At 46.8% G+C, this 16,108-nt stretch carries 14 protein-coding genes and 1 pseudogene; 12 read left to right on the top strand and 3 right to left on the bottom strand.

Features of this window, described 5'->3' with window-relative positions:
- Positions 1–92: 92 nt before the first annotated feature.
- Positions 93–701: an IMPACT family protein gene (locus tag BBC0122_RS11880; RefSeq protein ID WP_077994042.1), complete on the bottom strand. Its 609-nt coding sequence runs from the start codon at positions 699–701 to the stop codon at positions 93–95.
- Between the two features lie 310 nt (positions 702–1,011).
- Positions 1,012–1,914 (bottom strand): polyprenyl synthetase family protein, encoded by a 903-nt coding sequence (locus tag BBC0122_RS11875; RefSeq protein ID WP_077994040.1) that lies wholly within the window; start codon positions 1,912–1,914, stop codon positions 1,012–1,014.
- Positions 1,915–2,032: 118 nt separating this feature from the next.
- On the opposite strand from BBC0122_RS11875, the gene mtgA reads away from it, so the two are divergent.
- The 8 genes from mtgA (at position 2,033) to BBC0122_RS11835 (ending at position 11,196) form a co-directional block, all read left to right on the top strand.
- Positions 2,033–2,743: a monofunctional biosynthetic peptidoglycan transglycosylase gene (mtgA, locus tag BBC0122_RS11870; RefSeq protein WP_225868121.1), complete on the top strand. Its 711-nt coding sequence runs from the start codon at positions 2,033–2,035 to the stop codon at positions 2,741–2,743.
- Between the two features lie 343 nt (positions 2,744–3,086).
- Positions 3,087–3,266 (top strand): 50S ribosomal protein L32, encoded by a 180-nt coding sequence (gene rpmF, locus BBC0122_RS11865; RefSeq protein WP_075869347.1) that lies wholly within the window; start codon positions 3,087–3,089, stop codon positions 3,264–3,266.
- Between the two features lie 880 nt (positions 3,267–4,146).
- Positions 4,147–7,128 (top strand): DEAD/DEAH box helicase, encoded by a 2,982-nt coding sequence (locus BBC0122_RS11860; protein ID WP_077994038.1) that lies wholly within the window; start codon positions 4,147–4,149, stop codon positions 7,126–7,128.
- Positions 7,125–7,502, top strand: coding sequence for an RNA-binding S4 domain-containing protein (locus tag BBC0122_RS11855; RefSeq protein WP_077994037.1), 378 nt, complete (start codon positions 7,125–7,127; stop codon positions 7,500–7,502). The genes BBC0122_RS11860 and BBC0122_RS11855 overlap by 4 nt, the downstream gene beginning before the upstream one ends.
- A gap of 135 nt (positions 7,503–7,637) precedes the next feature.
- Positions 7,638–7,976: a ferredoxin FdxA gene (gene fdxA, locus BBC0122_RS11850; RefSeq protein WP_075869344.1), complete on the top strand. Its 339-nt coding sequence runs from the start codon at positions 7,638–7,640 to the stop codon at positions 7,974–7,976.
- A gap of 383 nt (positions 7,977–8,359) precedes the next feature.
- A complete protein-coding gene (locus tag BBC0122_RS11845; RefSeq protein WP_077994029.1) occupies positions 8,360–8,965 on the top strand; it encodes a CarD family transcriptional regulator in 606 nt (201 codons plus the stop codon).
- A gap of 257 nt (positions 8,966–9,222) precedes the next feature.
- Complete coding sequence (locus BBC0122_RS11840) at positions 9,223–10,134, top strand: RNA polymerase factor sigma-32 (RefSeq protein ID WP_077994697.1); 912 nt, start codon at positions 9,223–9,225, stop codon at positions 10,132–10,134.
- A 111-nt stretch (positions 10,135–10,245) separates the two neighbouring features.
- The gene (locus BBC0122_RS11835) at positions 10,246–11,196 is read left to right on the top strand and encodes a cation diffusion facilitator family transporter (RefSeq protein ID WP_077994028.1); all 951 of its coding nucleotides are present in this window, start codon (positions 10,246–10,248) and stop codon (positions 11,194–11,196) included.
- Positions 11,197–11,225: 29 nt separating this feature from the next.
- Here the strand turns inward: BBC0122_RS11835 and BBC0122_RS11830 are convergent, their stop codons facing one another.
- On the bottom strand, positions 11,226–12,755 hold the full coding sequence (locus BBC0122_RS11830) for a M48 family metalloprotease (RefSeq protein ID WP_077994027.1): 1,530 nt from the start codon (positions 12,753–12,755) through the stop codon (positions 11,226–11,228).
- A 218-nt stretch (positions 12,756–12,973) separates the two neighbouring features.
- Here BBC0122_RS11830 and BBC0122_RS11825 point away from each other — a divergent pair, with 218 nt between their 5' ends.
- The 4 genes and pseudogenes from BBC0122_RS11825 to BBC0122_RS13425 all read left to right on the top strand — a co-directional run bounded on the left by BBC0122_RS11825 (position 12,974) and on the right by BBC0122_RS13425 (position 15,971).
- The gene (locus BBC0122_RS11825; protein ID WP_077994026.1) at positions 12,974–13,609 is read left to right on the top strand and encodes a thiamine diphosphokinase; all 636 of its coding nucleotides are present in this window, start codon (positions 12,974–12,976) and stop codon (positions 13,607–13,609) included.
- 150 nt (positions 13,610–13,759) lie between these two features.
- Complete coding sequence (locus BBC0122_RS11820; RefSeq protein ID WP_075869339.1) at positions 13,760–14,053, top strand: glycine zipper 2TM domain-containing protein; 294 nt, start codon at positions 13,760–13,762, stop codon at positions 14,051–14,053.
- 112 nt (positions 14,054–14,165) lie between these two features.
- A pseudogene (locus tag BBC0122_RS11815) lies at positions 14,166–15,651 on the top strand (ABC-F family ATP-binding cassette domain-containing protein); the annotation flags it as partial.
- On the top strand, positions 15,630–15,971 hold the full coding sequence (locus BBC0122_RS13425; RefSeq protein WP_418214886.1) for a hypothetical protein: 342 nt from the start codon (positions 15,630–15,632) through the stop codon (positions 15,969–15,971). The pseudogene BBC0122_RS11815 and the gene BBC0122_RS13425, both read left to right, overlap by 22 nt.
- Positions 15,972–16,108 lie beyond the last annotated feature (137 nt).

The following is a 16,108-nucleotide window of genomic DNA, read 5'->3' as shown; positions in this document are numbered from 1 at the left end:
GCTCGTCAATCAAGTGAAATAAAGAAAAACCTAACAGTCAAATTGACGGTCATCTTTGTATGACCGGAGTTTTATAAATTTGGAGCGCGCTTCTAGAAAGACATGTCGGAGTGGGAGTTTTCTCTATCAATCAGGATTTTGCCGCTGCTCTTATCTTTTAGCCAGTCAATAAAGTTTTGTTGTTCAGCTTTTGGCAAACGCAGTGTCAATTCACATCCGGAATCGTCAAAATGCCGATTTTCAATTTGCGCAAGGAAATTCTGAACCTCGTTTTCGATAATGGGCAAAAGATTGAAAGGGCAGTGAAAAGTCAAATTTTGCCAGTCCACAAGCTCGACGAGTTCGGCATTCTGGAGTGCTCTTGCCGCACCGCCCCCGTAAGCACGAACAAGGCCACCGGTGCCAAGTTTAACCCCTCCGAACCAGCGTGTGACAATGACGAGAACGCAATCACAATTTCTGCCTTCAATGGCATTGAGTATCGGTTTACCGGCAGTTCCTGTTGGCTCGCCATCATCGTTGAAGCGGTAATTCTGATGGAACTTCCAGGCATAGCAATGGTGTGTTGCTTCTTCTTTGCGAACTGTTTCAATGATCTCTTCTGCCTGTTCCACGGAATTGATCGGAAAAGCACGTGTTAAAAAACGGCTTTTTTTAATTTCTTCCAAAAGCTCGGTTGCAGAAGCAAGAGTAAAGGCCATCAATATTTTCCAAAGTCTTCGGTTTTAACGAGGGGCATAGTGGCAAATTGTGCGTTTTCAAAACATCCGGCTTTTTAGCGTTTGGCCGACTTTTTAGCGTTTAGCCGACATTTTAGCGTTTAGCCGACTTTTTAGCGTTTAGAATGACAAATCGTGTGCGTTCGACGAATGTCTTTTTGACGGATTTTTTGTCGTCAATCGTTCCTTTCCTGCCGGTTCTTCACCCCCGTCAATTGTTCGGTTTTCCTGTCGATTTTTCCGTTCGCCCCTTTAATTTTTCCTTTCCCCCTTTAATTTTTCCGCTCCCCCCTTAATTTTTCCGCTCTATGACAAATCTTGCAGTCGCCCTTAAAATATCGGCTTTGTTTCCGAATGGTTCAAGCAAGCTATCAGCCTGTTCCATCAGGCCTTCCAGTTGGTGTTTTGCCCATTCGACACCGTGTAAGGCTACCAAAGTTGCTTTATTGGCGGCTATGTCTTTACCGGCGGTCTTGCCGAGAGCCTCGGTATCGGCAGTCACATCAAGAACATCATCGGCAAGCTGGAAGGCCAAGCCGATTGCCGCGCCGAATTCGGAAAGTCTTTCGCGATCTTCACGTGTTGCATTGGAAAGAATAGCACCCGCTTCACATGCATAGCGAATAAGTGCGCCGGTTTTCATGGCTTCCAATGTGATAATGCCGCTTTCATCAGGTTTTTTCGTCTCCGCTTCGAGGTCGAGTACTTGCCCGCCAACCATGCCGCCAAGACCGGCACTGCGGGCAAGACCATTTATCAGTTGAAGCCGGATTTTTGCATCAAGCTCCAATTTGTCATCGGAGAGAAAATCGAAAGCAATTGTCAATAATGCGTCACCGGCAAGAATGGCCGTTGCTTCGTCGAATGCTTTATGGACAGTAGGCTTGCCGCGCCGCAAATCATCATTATCCATGGCCGGTAAATCGTCATGTATCAGTGAATAACAATGGATTGCTTCAAGTGCTGCACCAACGCATTGTGCTGCTTCGATATTGGCATCAAAAAGTCGCGCTGTCTCGATAACAAGAAAAGGCCGCAATCTCTTGCCACCATTCAAAACGCCATGGCGCATTGCGGCGAGAAGGCGTGGCGGACGGGCAATCTCTCCCGACTCGATATGGTTAGAGAGTTTCGCGTCCAGCATTTCACCAATCTGGCGGGCATTTCTGGCAAGTAAATTGGTAAAATCTTCCATTGAGTATTCCTCTATTCTTTGCAAGATGCACATGAAACATTCAAACGTCGCCGTCAATGCTTATAAACGAGACAATATTGATATAAACGAAGGTTGTTTATTAAACGAGGAATAATTGTTGTCTGAAAGCCAAAGCCCGCAAGTTCGTTTCCATAGAAAGCGTTCAGGAAAACTGCGCGTGGCGCTTTACCTATTGGTGTTTTTGCTGGCTTTGCCGTTTTTCATGCTGCTTCTTTATAAGCTCCCTTTTATTCATCCTGTTTCTACTTTGATGTTGCGTGATAAAATCACTTTCACGCCTTATGAACGCGAATGGACTTCTATTGAAGATATTTCTCCTCATCTTGTTTATGCGGTTATGATGTCGGAAGACGGGCAATTCTGTTTCCATAATGGCGTTGACTGGGACGAATTGAAAACAGTTATTTCTCGTAATGGCGGGCCTAATAGAGGGGCATCGACCATTACTATGCAAATGGTGAAAAACCTGTTTTTGTGGCATGACCGGTCTTATCTCAGAAAAGGTCTGGAAATTCCTTATGCAACAGTTGCCGATGCTGTTTTGTCCAAACGACGCATTATGGAAATATATCTCAATATTGCCGAATGGGGGCCGGGAATTTATGGTGCAGAAGCTGCCTCCCGACATTTTTTCAAACGTTCGGCAAAAAGCCTCAATCCACGGCAGGCTGCCTATCTTGCGGTAACATTGCCCAATCCGAAACTGCGTAATCCCGCACGTCCTTCAGTCAATCTTACAAGGCTTGAACGGCTCATTGAAAGGCGTTTGCGACAATCGGGTGCTTATACGCAATGTCTGCGGGAATAAGCCATTACTCACGAAAATGGGGTGGCATCAACGTTAACGGAAAGAATTTGCAAGCAGTGAGCGAAGCGGAAGCGTGTCGGGCACGTGTTAAAAACCGGTTCGGGTTTTATATACCAAATCGACCACAACAATTTTAAAATATTTCAGCCCGACTGTTTATTTTGAAATTTTTAGCCTGTAAGAGACACAATATCGGCCTATTTCATAAAAAATGCTGATTTCAGTCTAGTCAAAGCCTGATAATCAGTGTATAGGCACGCCAAACCTTCTATAATTTTGTCTGCCGATATAGCTTCGGGTTATGGTGGCAGATACGTTTTAAGCAAATTTGGAGTATAATTCCATGGCTGTACCTAAACGAAAAACGACACCGTCAAAGCGCGGTATGCGTCGTTCTGCCGATGCCCTCAAGGCTCCGACCTATGTTGAAGACAAGACTTCCGGCGAGCTTCGCCGCCCGCATCATATCGATCTGAAGACCGGTATGTATCGTGGCCGTCAGGTTCTGACACCGAAAGACTGAAGTCTTTTTGAATTTAAAGAAAAACCGGTCTGTTGGCCGGTTTTTTTATGTCCGGGATCATTTTGTTTTTTAGCGTTTTCGGTGAGTCGGTTTCGCGAGATTTCGGGTTACCCGTTTTGTAAAATATGATCGACCAACCGGTTGCCAATAAGATTCACGCCCCCGATGCTTGAAGGCCGGCTATTTTTGAAACCGGAGCGGCCGTTTTAATTAACTGATTCCTTTGTCCGGTCTCAGGCCAAATAATTTTCTGTTCCGTTTTCAATTTGTGAAGTTTCAGGTAAAGCGCGCATTTTTAATGCCGCAATAAGGTTTTTCTGCCCGTTTGACCATGTAAACAATAACTGCCAATCCGGACGATCGAAAAGTAACAATCAAAAAACTTTATATTTTTATTTCTCGAACAGGGATGTTCAAAAAGCCCGCAGCAAAATTCTATTTTCTGTTTCGGGAATGTATTCGTAAAAACGGTGATGGGAACCTGATTATTGGCACGAAACAAAGGAAACGGTGTAAAGAAGTGAACCAGTGGGTTTCCGATTTGCCGGAATTTTTCTTGTCGCCAAGATTTTTATGACAATTGAATATCGCGTCGGGTGTCCGATATATGGTTAATAGCAAATCGCCGGTTTTTTAGATTACGCCTTGACCTTATTGCTATATTTTGGTTTCTCTCCTCTGTAACGACACAGTATGTTGTAAGAACATAGCAGGAACATGCTAATGTCGGTGATTCGTCGCCGATTCGTTCCGGTAGTGTTCCAGAGGTTAAGAATGTTGGTTAATGTCTTGTAAATGGTAAAGCTTGCTTATCGTTTGACAGGGCGTTAAGGCATGTTTTGGCGGTCAAACCGGCAAAACTGATTATTTGGAGTAGATGATGGCCAAAGCCCCTCTTATCCTTTCGGGGCGTGATGTAACAGCCGTTCTGGGGCCGACAAATACTGGCAAAACCCATTTGGCAATCGAGCGGATGCTCGCTCATGATAGCGGATTGATCGGCTTACCGTTACGACTTCTTGCACGTGAAGTTTATAACCGTATCAGCGAAAAAATTGGCCCTGACCGCGTTTCTCTCATTACCGGAGAGGAAAAGATTATTCCTCTTGGTGCACCTTATTCGGTTTGTACGGTGGAAGCTTTGCCGCGGGAAACCAAAGCATCTTTTGTTGCCATTGATGAAGTGCAACTTGCCGGCGATCTGGCACGTGGCCATATTTTTACCGACCGGATTTTACATTTGCGCGGCACTCAGGAAACAATGTTGCTGGGCGCTTCGACGATGCAAGGAATTTTGCAAAAGCTTTTGCCCGGTCTGAATGTTATCAGTCGTCCGCGTTTTTCCCAATTGCTTTATGCCGGTTCAAAAAAGTTGACCCGTTTGCCGAGTCGCACGGCAATCGTCGCCTTTTCGGCCGATGACGTTTATTCTATTGCCGAACTTATCAAACGGCAGCGCGGCGGGGCAGCGGTGGTCATGGGGGCGCTGTCGCCACGCACAAGAAATGCACAAGTTGCTCTTTATCAATCGGGGGATGTGGATTTTCTGGTTGCGACCGATGCAATCGGTATGGGGCTTAATCTTGATGTCGACCACGTCGCTTTTGCGCAGACAAGAAAATTCGACGGCTACCAGTTTCGCGATTTGACGGCGGCAGAAATGGCACAAATTGCAGGACGTGCCGGTCGTCACATGCGTGACGGGACCTTTGGCGTAACCGGCCGAATCGCGGATTTGGACAAAGATTTGGTAGAGAGAATCGAATCACATCATTTTGATCCGGTCAAAGTTCTCCAGTGGCGAAGCGAAAGTCTGGATTTTTCAACGCTTGACAGCTTGAGAAAATCGCTGGAAACAGCCGCGCCTCTGGAAGGGCTTGCCCGTGCACTACCGGCGGTGGATGTTCAAGCTCTTGATAATTTGTCGCGTGATTATGACATTATCCGCCTTGCCGACCGTCCGGAACGCGTTTCCTTGTTATGGGATGCGTGTGCGCTTCCCGATTATCGCAAAATAGCACCGGCACAACACGCAGAAATTATTGCCAACATCTACCGTGATCTTGTAAAACGCGGCAGTGTTAATGAAAACTATTTGGCCGAACAGGTTTCCCAAGCTGATCGAGTCGATGGCAATATTGACACTTTATCGCATCGGATTGCACAGATTAGAACCTGGACATTCGTGTCACATCGACCCGGATGGCTTACCAATCCGCAACACTGGCAAGAAAAGACGCGAGAAATTGAAGATAGATTGTCAGATGCGCTACATGAGAGGTTGACGAAACGATTTGTAGACCGCAGAACAAGCGTACTTATGAGGCGGCTTAGAGAGAATGTGATGATGGATGCCGAAATAGTTCAAACTGGCGATGTTCTTGTTGAAGGACATCATGTTGGAAAACTTGATGGGTTTCGTTTTATTGCCGATGTTAATGGCGAAGGTGCCGATGCAAAAGCTCTAAGGGCTGCTGCGGATAAAATATTGGCTGTGGAATTTGAAAAAAAAGCAGACCGGTTGGCTGCTTCGGCCAATGGCGATTTTGCGATCGGTTCGGACGGTGTGGTTCGCTGGATTGGCCAACCTTTGGCAAGTCTTGCTGCAACCGACGATATTTTAAAGCCGCGCGCGGTCCTTCTTGCCGATGAACAATTGACAGGACAGGCACGAGAAAAAGTCGCCGAGCGGGTAGACCGTTTTGTCAGTTTCCATTTTGAAACAGCATTGAAGCCGCTTTTTGACCTTATCAATGCGGATGCGCTGGTTGGTATGACACGGGGACTGGCATTCCGTCTGGTAGAACATCTGGGCGTTTTGCCGCGTCGTGACGTTGCCGAAGAAGTCAAAAGCCTTGACCAGATTTCACGCGCTGCCCTGCGCCGTCTTGGTACGCGGTTCGGTGCTTTTCATATTTTTCTGCCAATGATGCTGAAACCTGCACCGGCACAAGCAATCACGCTTTTATGGGCATTGAAAAATCATGCAAGGGATTTGCCGGGCTATGGCGATGTTTTGCAGGTGCTTGCAGCCGGTCGTACCTCGGTTGTCGTCGACCCGGCTTTCAACCCCACCTTTTACCAGCTTGCCGGTTACCGCATTCTTGGTCGGCGCGCTGTCCGCGTCGATATTCTTGAACGCCTCGCCGATCTCATTCGCAATGCAGTAAACTGGAAACCGGGAAGCGGTTCGCGTCCGGACGGTGCTTATGATGGCCGCCAGTTTCTGGTTACTCCGGCAATGATGTCCATTCTTGGCGCAACGGCCGAAGATATGGAAGAAATTCTCAAAAGTCTCGGCTATCGGTTCGATAAAAAAGACAAAGCCGAAGTTTTGGCGAAACTCAAGGAATTCGATCAGGCTTCGACAGAAGAAACAAAGCCGGTTGCCGCAAATGTGCGTCCTGCCGAACCGGTTGGCGATTTCATAAACGCAGCGGCTCTTCAGAAAACGCCGTCAAAGCCGGAATCGAAAACACCGGATGCCGAACCGGTAGGGCCGCATTTTACCAAAAAGACGACGGAAGAAGAGGAAAAACCTGTTTTGCTTTGGCATTATCAGGGGCGCCACGATTATCGGCCGTCACGGTCAAACAATGACAGGAAAAAGCGTTCCGAGCAGCGCTTTGAAAAGTCGGGCGAAAAGTCGGGCGAAAAATCGGGGCAAAAGCCGGGTGAAGGGGCAGAAAAAACAGGCGAGCCACGGCGTGACAAGCAACGCCCGCGCAAAAATTCGTCGTTTAATAATCCGAAAGCCGATGCTTCCTACAGACAACATAAACCGAAGGCACAGTCAAAACCGGTTGATCCTGATTCGCCGTTTGCAAAACTGGCTGCCTTGCGTGACCAATTGAAAAAATGATTGAAGAGGCCGTCCCTAAACAGCGCCTGGACAAGTGGTTGTTTTTTTCGCGGACGGTCAAAACGCGTAGCCTTGCTGCCAAACTGATCGAGGGCAGCAAGGTCAGGGTTAATCGTGTAAAGATTGACAAGTCGAGCTATTCCATAAAAGTCGGAGATGTTTTGACTATTCGTCTTGAACGGTCGGTTGTTGTCTATAAAGTTGCAGGGCTTGGCGTGCGTAGGGGGCCGGCTCCTGAAGCCAGATTGCTTTATGAAGATTTGACGCCGGAAGTAAGTCCGACAGACAGACAGGAAAATGTCATTTCTTCGGGGCCACGACCGACAAAGCGTGACAGACGACATTTGTTGCGCTTTCTAAAACAGGAAATGTGAACATATTGGTGCATATGCGGGGTTGAAACCGACCGTCAAAAACGTTAACTCATTGCTGTTATCGTTTCATTTCCGTTTAAAAGTGTGACAGGCTTTTGTCGGAATGCGCTTGACGTGAACACTGGAGATTGAAAAATGACCTATGTTGTGACCGACAATTGCATTCGCTGCAAATATACTGACTGCGTTGAAGTATGCCCGGTCGACTGTTTCTATGAGGGGGAGAACATGCTTGTTATCCACCCTGATGAATGTATTGATTGTGGTGTATGTGAACCGGAATGTCCGGCAGAAGCAATCAAGCCTGATACAGAACCCGGACTTGAAAAATGGCTTGAACTCAACATGGAATATTCGGCTAAATGGCCAAATATAACCGTCAAAAAGGACCAGCTTCCCGAAGCAACCGAAATGGATGGTGTTACCGGAAAACTGGAGAAATACTTCTCGCCAAAACCTGGAACCGGTGATTAGATATATAATCAGTTGAACTTGACTGGCCGATGATTGATTTCGACGGTTTTTTGTGTTATCGTCTTTCCGTTAAGCCGAAAACCGGATGTCGTTGACGTTTCTTTTTCTCATCGAAAGGTGTTTTAATCTGGCATAGTTCGCACTTTCTAGTGGATGGGTTTGTCGCGTCCAGTCGGATTGTGTAGAGGTTGATGGATTTACAGTCGCATTTGCTTTGCAAATGCATGAAACTATCTTTGCAAATGCATGAAACTGTTTTGCGCCAGTTAAATCAAAAGGAACGTTCATAAAATTCGGGGGTCGGATATGGCTCTTTATTTGCAGAGCCTTCAACCTGTGTTTGTCGGCAACAATGCCGAGCACAAATGGAGTTGGTTAAGAATATGTCATCCCCCAAGAAAAAATCCCCGGCTCGTCAGGGGTTCAAGGCTCAAGAATACATCGTTTATCCTGCCCACGGTGTCGGCCAGATTGTTGCTATTGAAGAACAGGAAGTTGCCGGCCTTAAACTTGAACTCTTTGTTATCCATTTTGAAAAAGACAAGATGCATGTCAAAGTGCCGGTTGCCAAAGCTATTTCGATTGGCATGCGCAAATTGTCTGAAACAGATTTTGTCGACCGTGCATTGAAAGTGTTACAAGGGCGCGCCCGTATCAAGCGTACCATGTGGTCGCGTCGTGCACAGGAATATGATGCAAAAATCAATTCCGGTGATCTGATTTCGATTGCGGAAGTTGTCCGTGATCTTTTCCGTGCGGATAACCAGCCCGAACAATCCTATTCCGAGCGTCAGCTTTATGAAGCCGCACTTGACCGGATGGCGCGGGAAATTGCTGTCGTCAATAAAATTTCGGAAACCGAAGCTGTTCGCGCAATTGAAATCAATTTGGCAAAAAGCCCGAAGCGTAGTGCAAAAACAGATGCCGAAGGTGATAGCGACATCGACATTGATATAGATGGCGAAGATAGTGAAAATGTTGCTGCTTGACTGAAGTCAAGAAGAGACATTCCACTCGTTAATCAAGTTTTCTAAAAGCCCGCTTTTCAAAGCGGGTTTTTTATTTGCAACCGTTTACATTTATCAATTCAACACGGAATGATTGTGAAAAAAATACCGAAAGTTGATTTTTTTAAACTTTTGATTGTTTTTTTATGGAACCAAGTTCCTCGGTGGGCGTTGTGTGCCTGAAAGAAACACAGAATGTGTCGCTTTTGTGTACCAACAAATTTTCTGAGGGGCAAATCATGGCCGGCATCTCAACGTCAACGCAACTAATCACAAATTTTACTGCGGGAACAGACAATACACTTGGCCGTAACATGATGCGTTCGGCAATGCGCGCTCCCTATCTTGAAAGGAATGACGAACATTCTCTGGCATTGCGTTGGCGCGATGAGCAGGACAGTGTCGCAATGCACAAGATTGCAGTTTCCCATATGCGGCTTGTCATTTCGATTGCCGGAAGGTTCAAACATTTCAAATTGCCTTTAGGTGATCTTGTTCAGGAAGGCTATGTTGGTCTGCTGGAAGCTGCTGCACGTTTTGACCCTGAACGCGAAGTTCGTTTTTCCACCTATGCAACCTGGTGGATCAGAGCGTCTATACAAGATTATATTTTGCGGAATTGGTCGATTGTGCGCGGCGGTACAAGTTCCGCACAAAAGGCACTTTTCTTCAATTTGCGTCGTTTGCGCATAAAACTCGCCACTGAGGATAGAACGCTCACCAAACAGGATATTTTCCGTAACATTGCTGAACAGTTGGGTGTTTCGGTTGGCGATGTTGAAACCATGGATTTCCGTTTTTCAACGACCGATAATTCCTTGAGTGCACCGATGATTGCCGATGACGAAAATTCCGGTAGCAAGATGGATTCGCTCGTTGATGAACATCCTTTGCAAGATGCGTTGGTCGAAGATGAAATTGACGGTGATCGGCGTTCCAAATGGCTCAATGACGCTTTGCAGATTTTGAACGACAGGGAGCTACAAATCATCCGTTTCCGCCGGTTGAATGATGACGGTGCAACCCTTGAGGCACTGGGTGAAAAAATGGGCATTTCCAAAGAACGCGTACGCCAGATCGAAGCGCGCGCCATGGAAAAATTGCGAAATTATCTTCTTTCTGTTAATAGTGCGGATGCCTATCAGGTTTGATCGCTGAACGAGTGCGTAAAGTCTTCTTGAGCGATCTTGAGCAGTCAAGCTAATACCTGACACTATCGCTTTGGAAGAATTGGCCGGAACAATCGGCCAGGAGAATTACGTTTGTCACCGTTCGACAGAAACGCCCATCTTGAACAAAAAATACTTGCCTATTCCATTCTTGCAACCATTGTTCTGGCCGTTGCTGCGGTTATTACCGGAATTCTGACGGGAGCTTCTTCAATTATTTTCGACGGAATGTATTCGTCGATTGATTGTCTGTTCAGCATTGCCGCGCTTCTGGTCGTTCGTCTGATCGAGATTGATGTCAATCGCCGCAGCCGTAAAGCGCCAAAATTTATCGAGCGGTTCCAATACGGTTTCTGGCATCTTGAACCTATGCTTCTGGCAATTAACGGTTTGTCTTTGATGGTTGCCATTATTTACGCTTTGTTCGAGGCGACGGGAAAGATATTGAACGGTGGCAAACTGCCGCATTTCGATGCCGCCATCTGGTTTTCGACTTTTGCAGTTTTTCTGTGCTTCGGCATGGCATTTTACGAACATTATTTCAATCGCCGTCTAAAATCGGCTTTTATAACGATTGATGCGAAAAGCTGGATTGTGTCGGGCGGCATAGGCTTGGCACTTTTATTTGCTTTCAGCTTTGCCACCCTTATAGAGGGTACAGATTATGAGTGGATCCTGCCTTATATCGATCCGGTTGTTCTGGCTTTTATTGCGCTGATAATGTTGCCAATGCCGGTGAAAACCGTTTTGCGTGCCATGCGCGACATCCTCATGATAACGCCGGTTGATCTTGATGAACATGTTAATACCGTTGTCGATGCAATCGTGGAAAAATATGGCTTTGTCGGTTCCCAGAACTATCTGGCCAAGGTGGGGCGATCGACCATGATAGAAATTCACCTCATTTTGCCGGAGCATTATAAAATTGCCGAGGTGGAGGAGCTTGATAAAATCCGTTCCGAAATTGGCAATAAAATAGGTCATGCAGGCCCCGACCGCTGGTTGACAGTTTCTTTCACCTCAAGTCCGCAATGGGCTTATTGATTAAAAGATTTATATCCGAACATCCGGAATTATTCCGAAATAATCTTGACCCTGTCGCCGGCCGATAAATTTGTAGTCGGCGAGAGTGCATTGATAATGCGCAACAGTTTCTCTTTTGCGTTGGTGCCTTGCATGTGTGTGGCAAGAGATGCGACGGTGTCACCCGAACGGACGTTGATGACACGAATACGCAAAGGTTTGAGCGCGGAAATTTCGCGCGACGACAAGGTTTTGAAAGTCGAAGTTGTAGAAGTTGCGATACTATCAAGTTCTGTCGAGTTTTTCTGGGCTGCCGTCAAAAATCTGTATACGCGATCTTTGACGAAAATCACGACAACATCGAACTGCCAACGATCATTGGCAGCATGGGCACGGGCAGCTTCCAGACCGTTAATGGTAAGAGGCCGGATAGTGGACGCATCAAGACCGCTTACCCAACCGCTTTTTATATAGTCAACCGGCGTTAAACCGCGCGGTAATGCGACTCCGTCAAAGCGTATCGCGATGTCATTATTGCCGCTCGCAATAACAGCATTTGACGAATTATCAATCGTGAAATTCTGCGGAACAGAAAAGGTAATCCCCAATTTGGGGTGAATGAACTGGTTGCCGCGAATATATCCTTCATCGGCAGTATCTCCGAAAATCATTCCGTCAATACCGTTGAGAAAATCGTCGCGGTCGGTTTTGCCGACACCGGGAGCCCCCACTTTGCGTGCCTGATCGGTTGCAAGCTGGATACGTTGGGGCGTTGACGGGTGACTTGCCAGAAAGTCGAGTGTTGCGTCGGTTGCACCCGAAACATTACGAAAAGCGGCGTAAGCTTCCATAGATTGGAGGAAACGTGGCGACGCAAACGGATCATAACCTGCTCGCCCTAACATTTTTATACCGATTGCATCCGCCTGCAATTCCTGATTGCGCGAAAATTGTGCAAGGCGCAGTTTCCCGCGAATGGCTGTTTCACGTTCGGCCGAATGATCTTCCAGAACTTCACTGACAACCTGATTTGTAAGCTCCACCTCGGCTTCTTTTTGCTGGCGTAAAATACCATGATTGGCGGTGACATGTGCCATTTCATGGGCAAGAACGGCGGCTACTTCCGATGAATCATTGGCAAGTGCGAGAAGACCGCGTGTGACATAGACATAGCCACCGGGAAGCGCAAAAGCGTTGACATTGGGCGAGTTCAAAATTGTAATTCTGTAGGTCTGATCGGGGTTGTCGGAGACGGCTGTGAGCCTTCCGACAATTTTTGCAACCATTCGCTCCAGTTTCGGATCGCTATATTCACCGCCATAGGTTTGTAAAATCCGCGGGTGTTGGGAGGCTCCCAATTGCGCAAGAGAATCGCCCTTGCTCACTTTGTCGACAGTGACAGGAGCGCCCGAAGGCATAAGACCGCCGTCGGGCTTATTGTAATCGACAAGCTGGCAGCCAGTTAACGGAAAAAAAACGAAACCTAAAAAAAAGACAAAACCGGCGGCTTTCGCGGCACGATTATCATCGCGCTGCAACAAAAGCGGCTTGATAGAGTTATCTTTTCTGCGTTTACTCATTGTAACTGGTGCTTGACCCTCATTGCAGGCAAACTGATAAAAGTACACTATAAGGCTGAAAAACTTTGAAGCTAACAGGCTTTTTCAAAATTTCCCCTATAATAGAACGGATAGATTTCAATTCTTGTGACATATAGCTAACCTCAGAACAATCAAATAGATGCCGATTGGAAAATTAAAATGCGAAATCTACGTAAAAACCGGAAATCGGAGTGGTTATGAAAAGCTATACGATCGTTCTTGATGGACATCTTCAGGTGACCGGGCGGCTCATCAGCCAGATTGGCAAGAGCAATGTCATCGTTGCAGATGGTGCAATACGTTATATTGAAGCTCTTCATGTCAAACCCGAATTATGGGTGGGTGATTTTGATTCAACCGGATCCGGATTGAAACTGAAATACAATACTATAGAGCAGCGGTCATTTCCTGTTGCTAAAGACAAGACAGATGGCGAACTTGCGATTGATTTTGCTTTGGAACGGGGAGCCGAACGCATTATTTTATGTGGCGCATTGGGGGGCAAACGTTCCGATCATGCTTTTTTCCACTTTGCTCATGCATTGGCGATGAAAAAAAAGGGCATTGACGTTCTCTTAACAAGCGGCAACGAGGAAGGTTATGCCATTCTTCCCGGACATTATACATTCGATTTTCCTGTTGGTACAATTTTCAGTCTTATCGGCTTTGATGACCTCGGTGGTCTTACAATCGAGGGAGCGAGATGGCCGCTTTTCGAGAAAAATGTGCCCTTTGGTTCATCATTGACCCTTTCAAACGAGGTAAATGGCAAGCTTCAATTGCATCTTTCCACGGGGCGGGCGCTGTTGTTGGCTACACTTCCTGAAGTGTGACGAATTTTAACTGCAAGGTTGGTGGAAAAAATGCGGCCTATCCATATTTATTAATCAGGATGAGGTGAGTGATAGTTTTAACTTTATCTTGGTTTTGCCTTATTATTACGACACAGTATCAAAAATATCAAAAAGAGAAAGAGTGACGACATGTTTAAACGTATTTCTGTAATTGCCATGGTTTCGGCGTTGGGACTTGCAACTGTCGCCTGTTCCCCGAATGAACAACGTACCGCCGGTTATGGCGTTGGTGGTGCAGCTCTGGGTGCATTGGCAGGCGGCGCTATCAAGGGCAATGGCAAGGGAGCATTAAGAGGGGCTGCAATCGGTGCGGCAGCCGGTACTCTGGTTGGCGTTGCAACCAAGCGTAACGGCGTTCAATATTGTAATTATCGCGATGCCTATGGGCAGATGTATCAGGCACCTTGCAACCAATATCAATAAGTTTTTCAAGGCTTTGCAATTGAAAGGGGTCGGTTTGCTGACCCTTTTTTATTTTATGTGTTTAAACGTTATATTTTGCTATTAATCTCTTAAATAGCAGAATGGAATCATAATGGCGCCTCCTCTTTTACGTCTCGATCATATTTCACTTACCTTTGGCGGTACACCATTGCTGACCGATGCCGCGTTATCGGTGTCGAATGGCGATCGTATTGCGCTTGTTGGTCGTAACGGGTCGGGTAAATCAACGCTTTTGAAAATTGCAGCCGGTCTTGTCGAACCGACAGACGGGGAAATTTTCCGGCACCCCTCGGCAACAATCCGCTATTTGCCCCAAGCACCTGATCTTGAGGGTTTTAAAAATGTGCGTGCCTATGTCGAGGCCGGACTGGGGCCTTTGGATGATGTCCACCGTGTCAGCTATATGCTCGATCATCTGGGATTGAGCGGAGAAGAAAAACCCGACCAGCTTTCCGGTGGTGAAGCACGCCGCGCGGCATTGGCGCGCGTCATTGCCCCCGCTCCCGATATTCTGCTTCTTGACGAGCCGACCAACCATCTTGATCTCATGACAATCGAATGGCTCGAAGGTGAACTCAAAACGATACGTTCAAGCATTGTATTGATTTCGCATGATCGCCGTTTTCTGGAAAATGTCTCGCAATCGACAATCTGGCTTGATCGGGGCGAAACAAAGCGCCTTGGTAAAGGCTTTGCTTTTTTCGAGGAATGGCGTGACAAGCTTCTTGAAGAAGAAGAAATGGAGCAACAAAAACTCGGCCGCCAGATTGTGCGTGAAGAGCATTGGCTGCGCTATGGTGTTACAGCGCGGCGCAAACGCAATGTGCGTCGTCTTGATGAATTGCAGAAACTGCGGCAAAAATACAAGAACTATCGCGGGCCGCAAGGCAATGCCGTTATGGAGTTGAGCGATTCACAGGAATCCGGAAAGCTGGTGATCGAAGCCAAAAATATCAGCAAGGCTTACGGCGAACATGTGCTTGTCGATCATTTTTCCACCCGCATCCATCGCGGTGACCGTATCGGACTGGTTGGTCCCAACGGCATTGGTAAAACAACATTGTTGTCTATGTTGAGCGGGGTTTTGACACCCGATAGCGGAACTGTAAAACTCGGCGTCAATCTCGAAATTGCCACGCTCGATCAAAAACGCTCGCTTGATGAAAATGAAACGCTCGCCCATTATTTGACCGACGGGCGCGGCGACAGTGTTATCGTCAATGGCGAACAACGTCATGTTGTCTCCTATATGAAAGATTTTCTATTTTCACCTGAACAGGCGCGCACACCGATCAAGGAATTGTCGGGCGGTGAAAGAGCACGGCTTATGCTGGCGCGCGTCTTGTCACGTCCTGCAAATCTTTTGATACTCGACGAACCTACAAATGACCTTGATATGGAAACACTCGATCTTTTGCAGGAACTCGTAAGCAATTTTCCGGGAACTGTTTTGCTTGTCAGCCACGATCGCGATTTTCTTGATCGTACGGTTACCAGCATTATCGCCCCTGAAGGTAACGGTCGCTGGCTTGAATATGCCGGTGGCTATAGCGATATGATTGCGCAACGAAAAGGTCGGGAAATCGAACAGAAGAAAGGCGTGAAACCGTCCTCGTCGCAAACGTCTGGCGCAGTTGAACAGGTGAAACGGGAAACAAAACAGAAGCTATCCTATAAACAGAAATACGCTTTGGAAAAATTGCCTTCGGAGATTGATGGGCTTCATCGCGACATAGCGCAGATGGAAAAAGAGTTTTCCGATCCTGACCTTTATACAAAAAATGCCAAAAGGTTCGAGGAACTTTCGCACCTTCTCGAACAAAAACGCAAAGACCTTGAAACAAAGGAAAATGAATGGCTGGAGCTTGAAATGCTGAAAGAAGAACTTGAAAAATAGCTTTGTTTAAAAGGCTGTAGGTTTCAGCTTCAAGTGAATTTCGTGTCGGTCGGGTTTGTGTCGGTTTTCTACCGGTTTTGCGTTGGTTTTTATTTGGCGGGTGACCGGAACCCGATAAATAACCGGTGGCGCAAGGA

The sequence above is a fragment of the Ditibartonella choladocola genome, assembly GCF_002007565.1.
Classification (GTDB): Bacteria; Pseudomonadota; Alphaproteobacteria; order Rhizobiales; family Rhizobiaceae; genus Bartonella; species Bartonella choladocola.
This window is presented reverse-complemented; position numbering and strand designations above follow the sequence as displayed.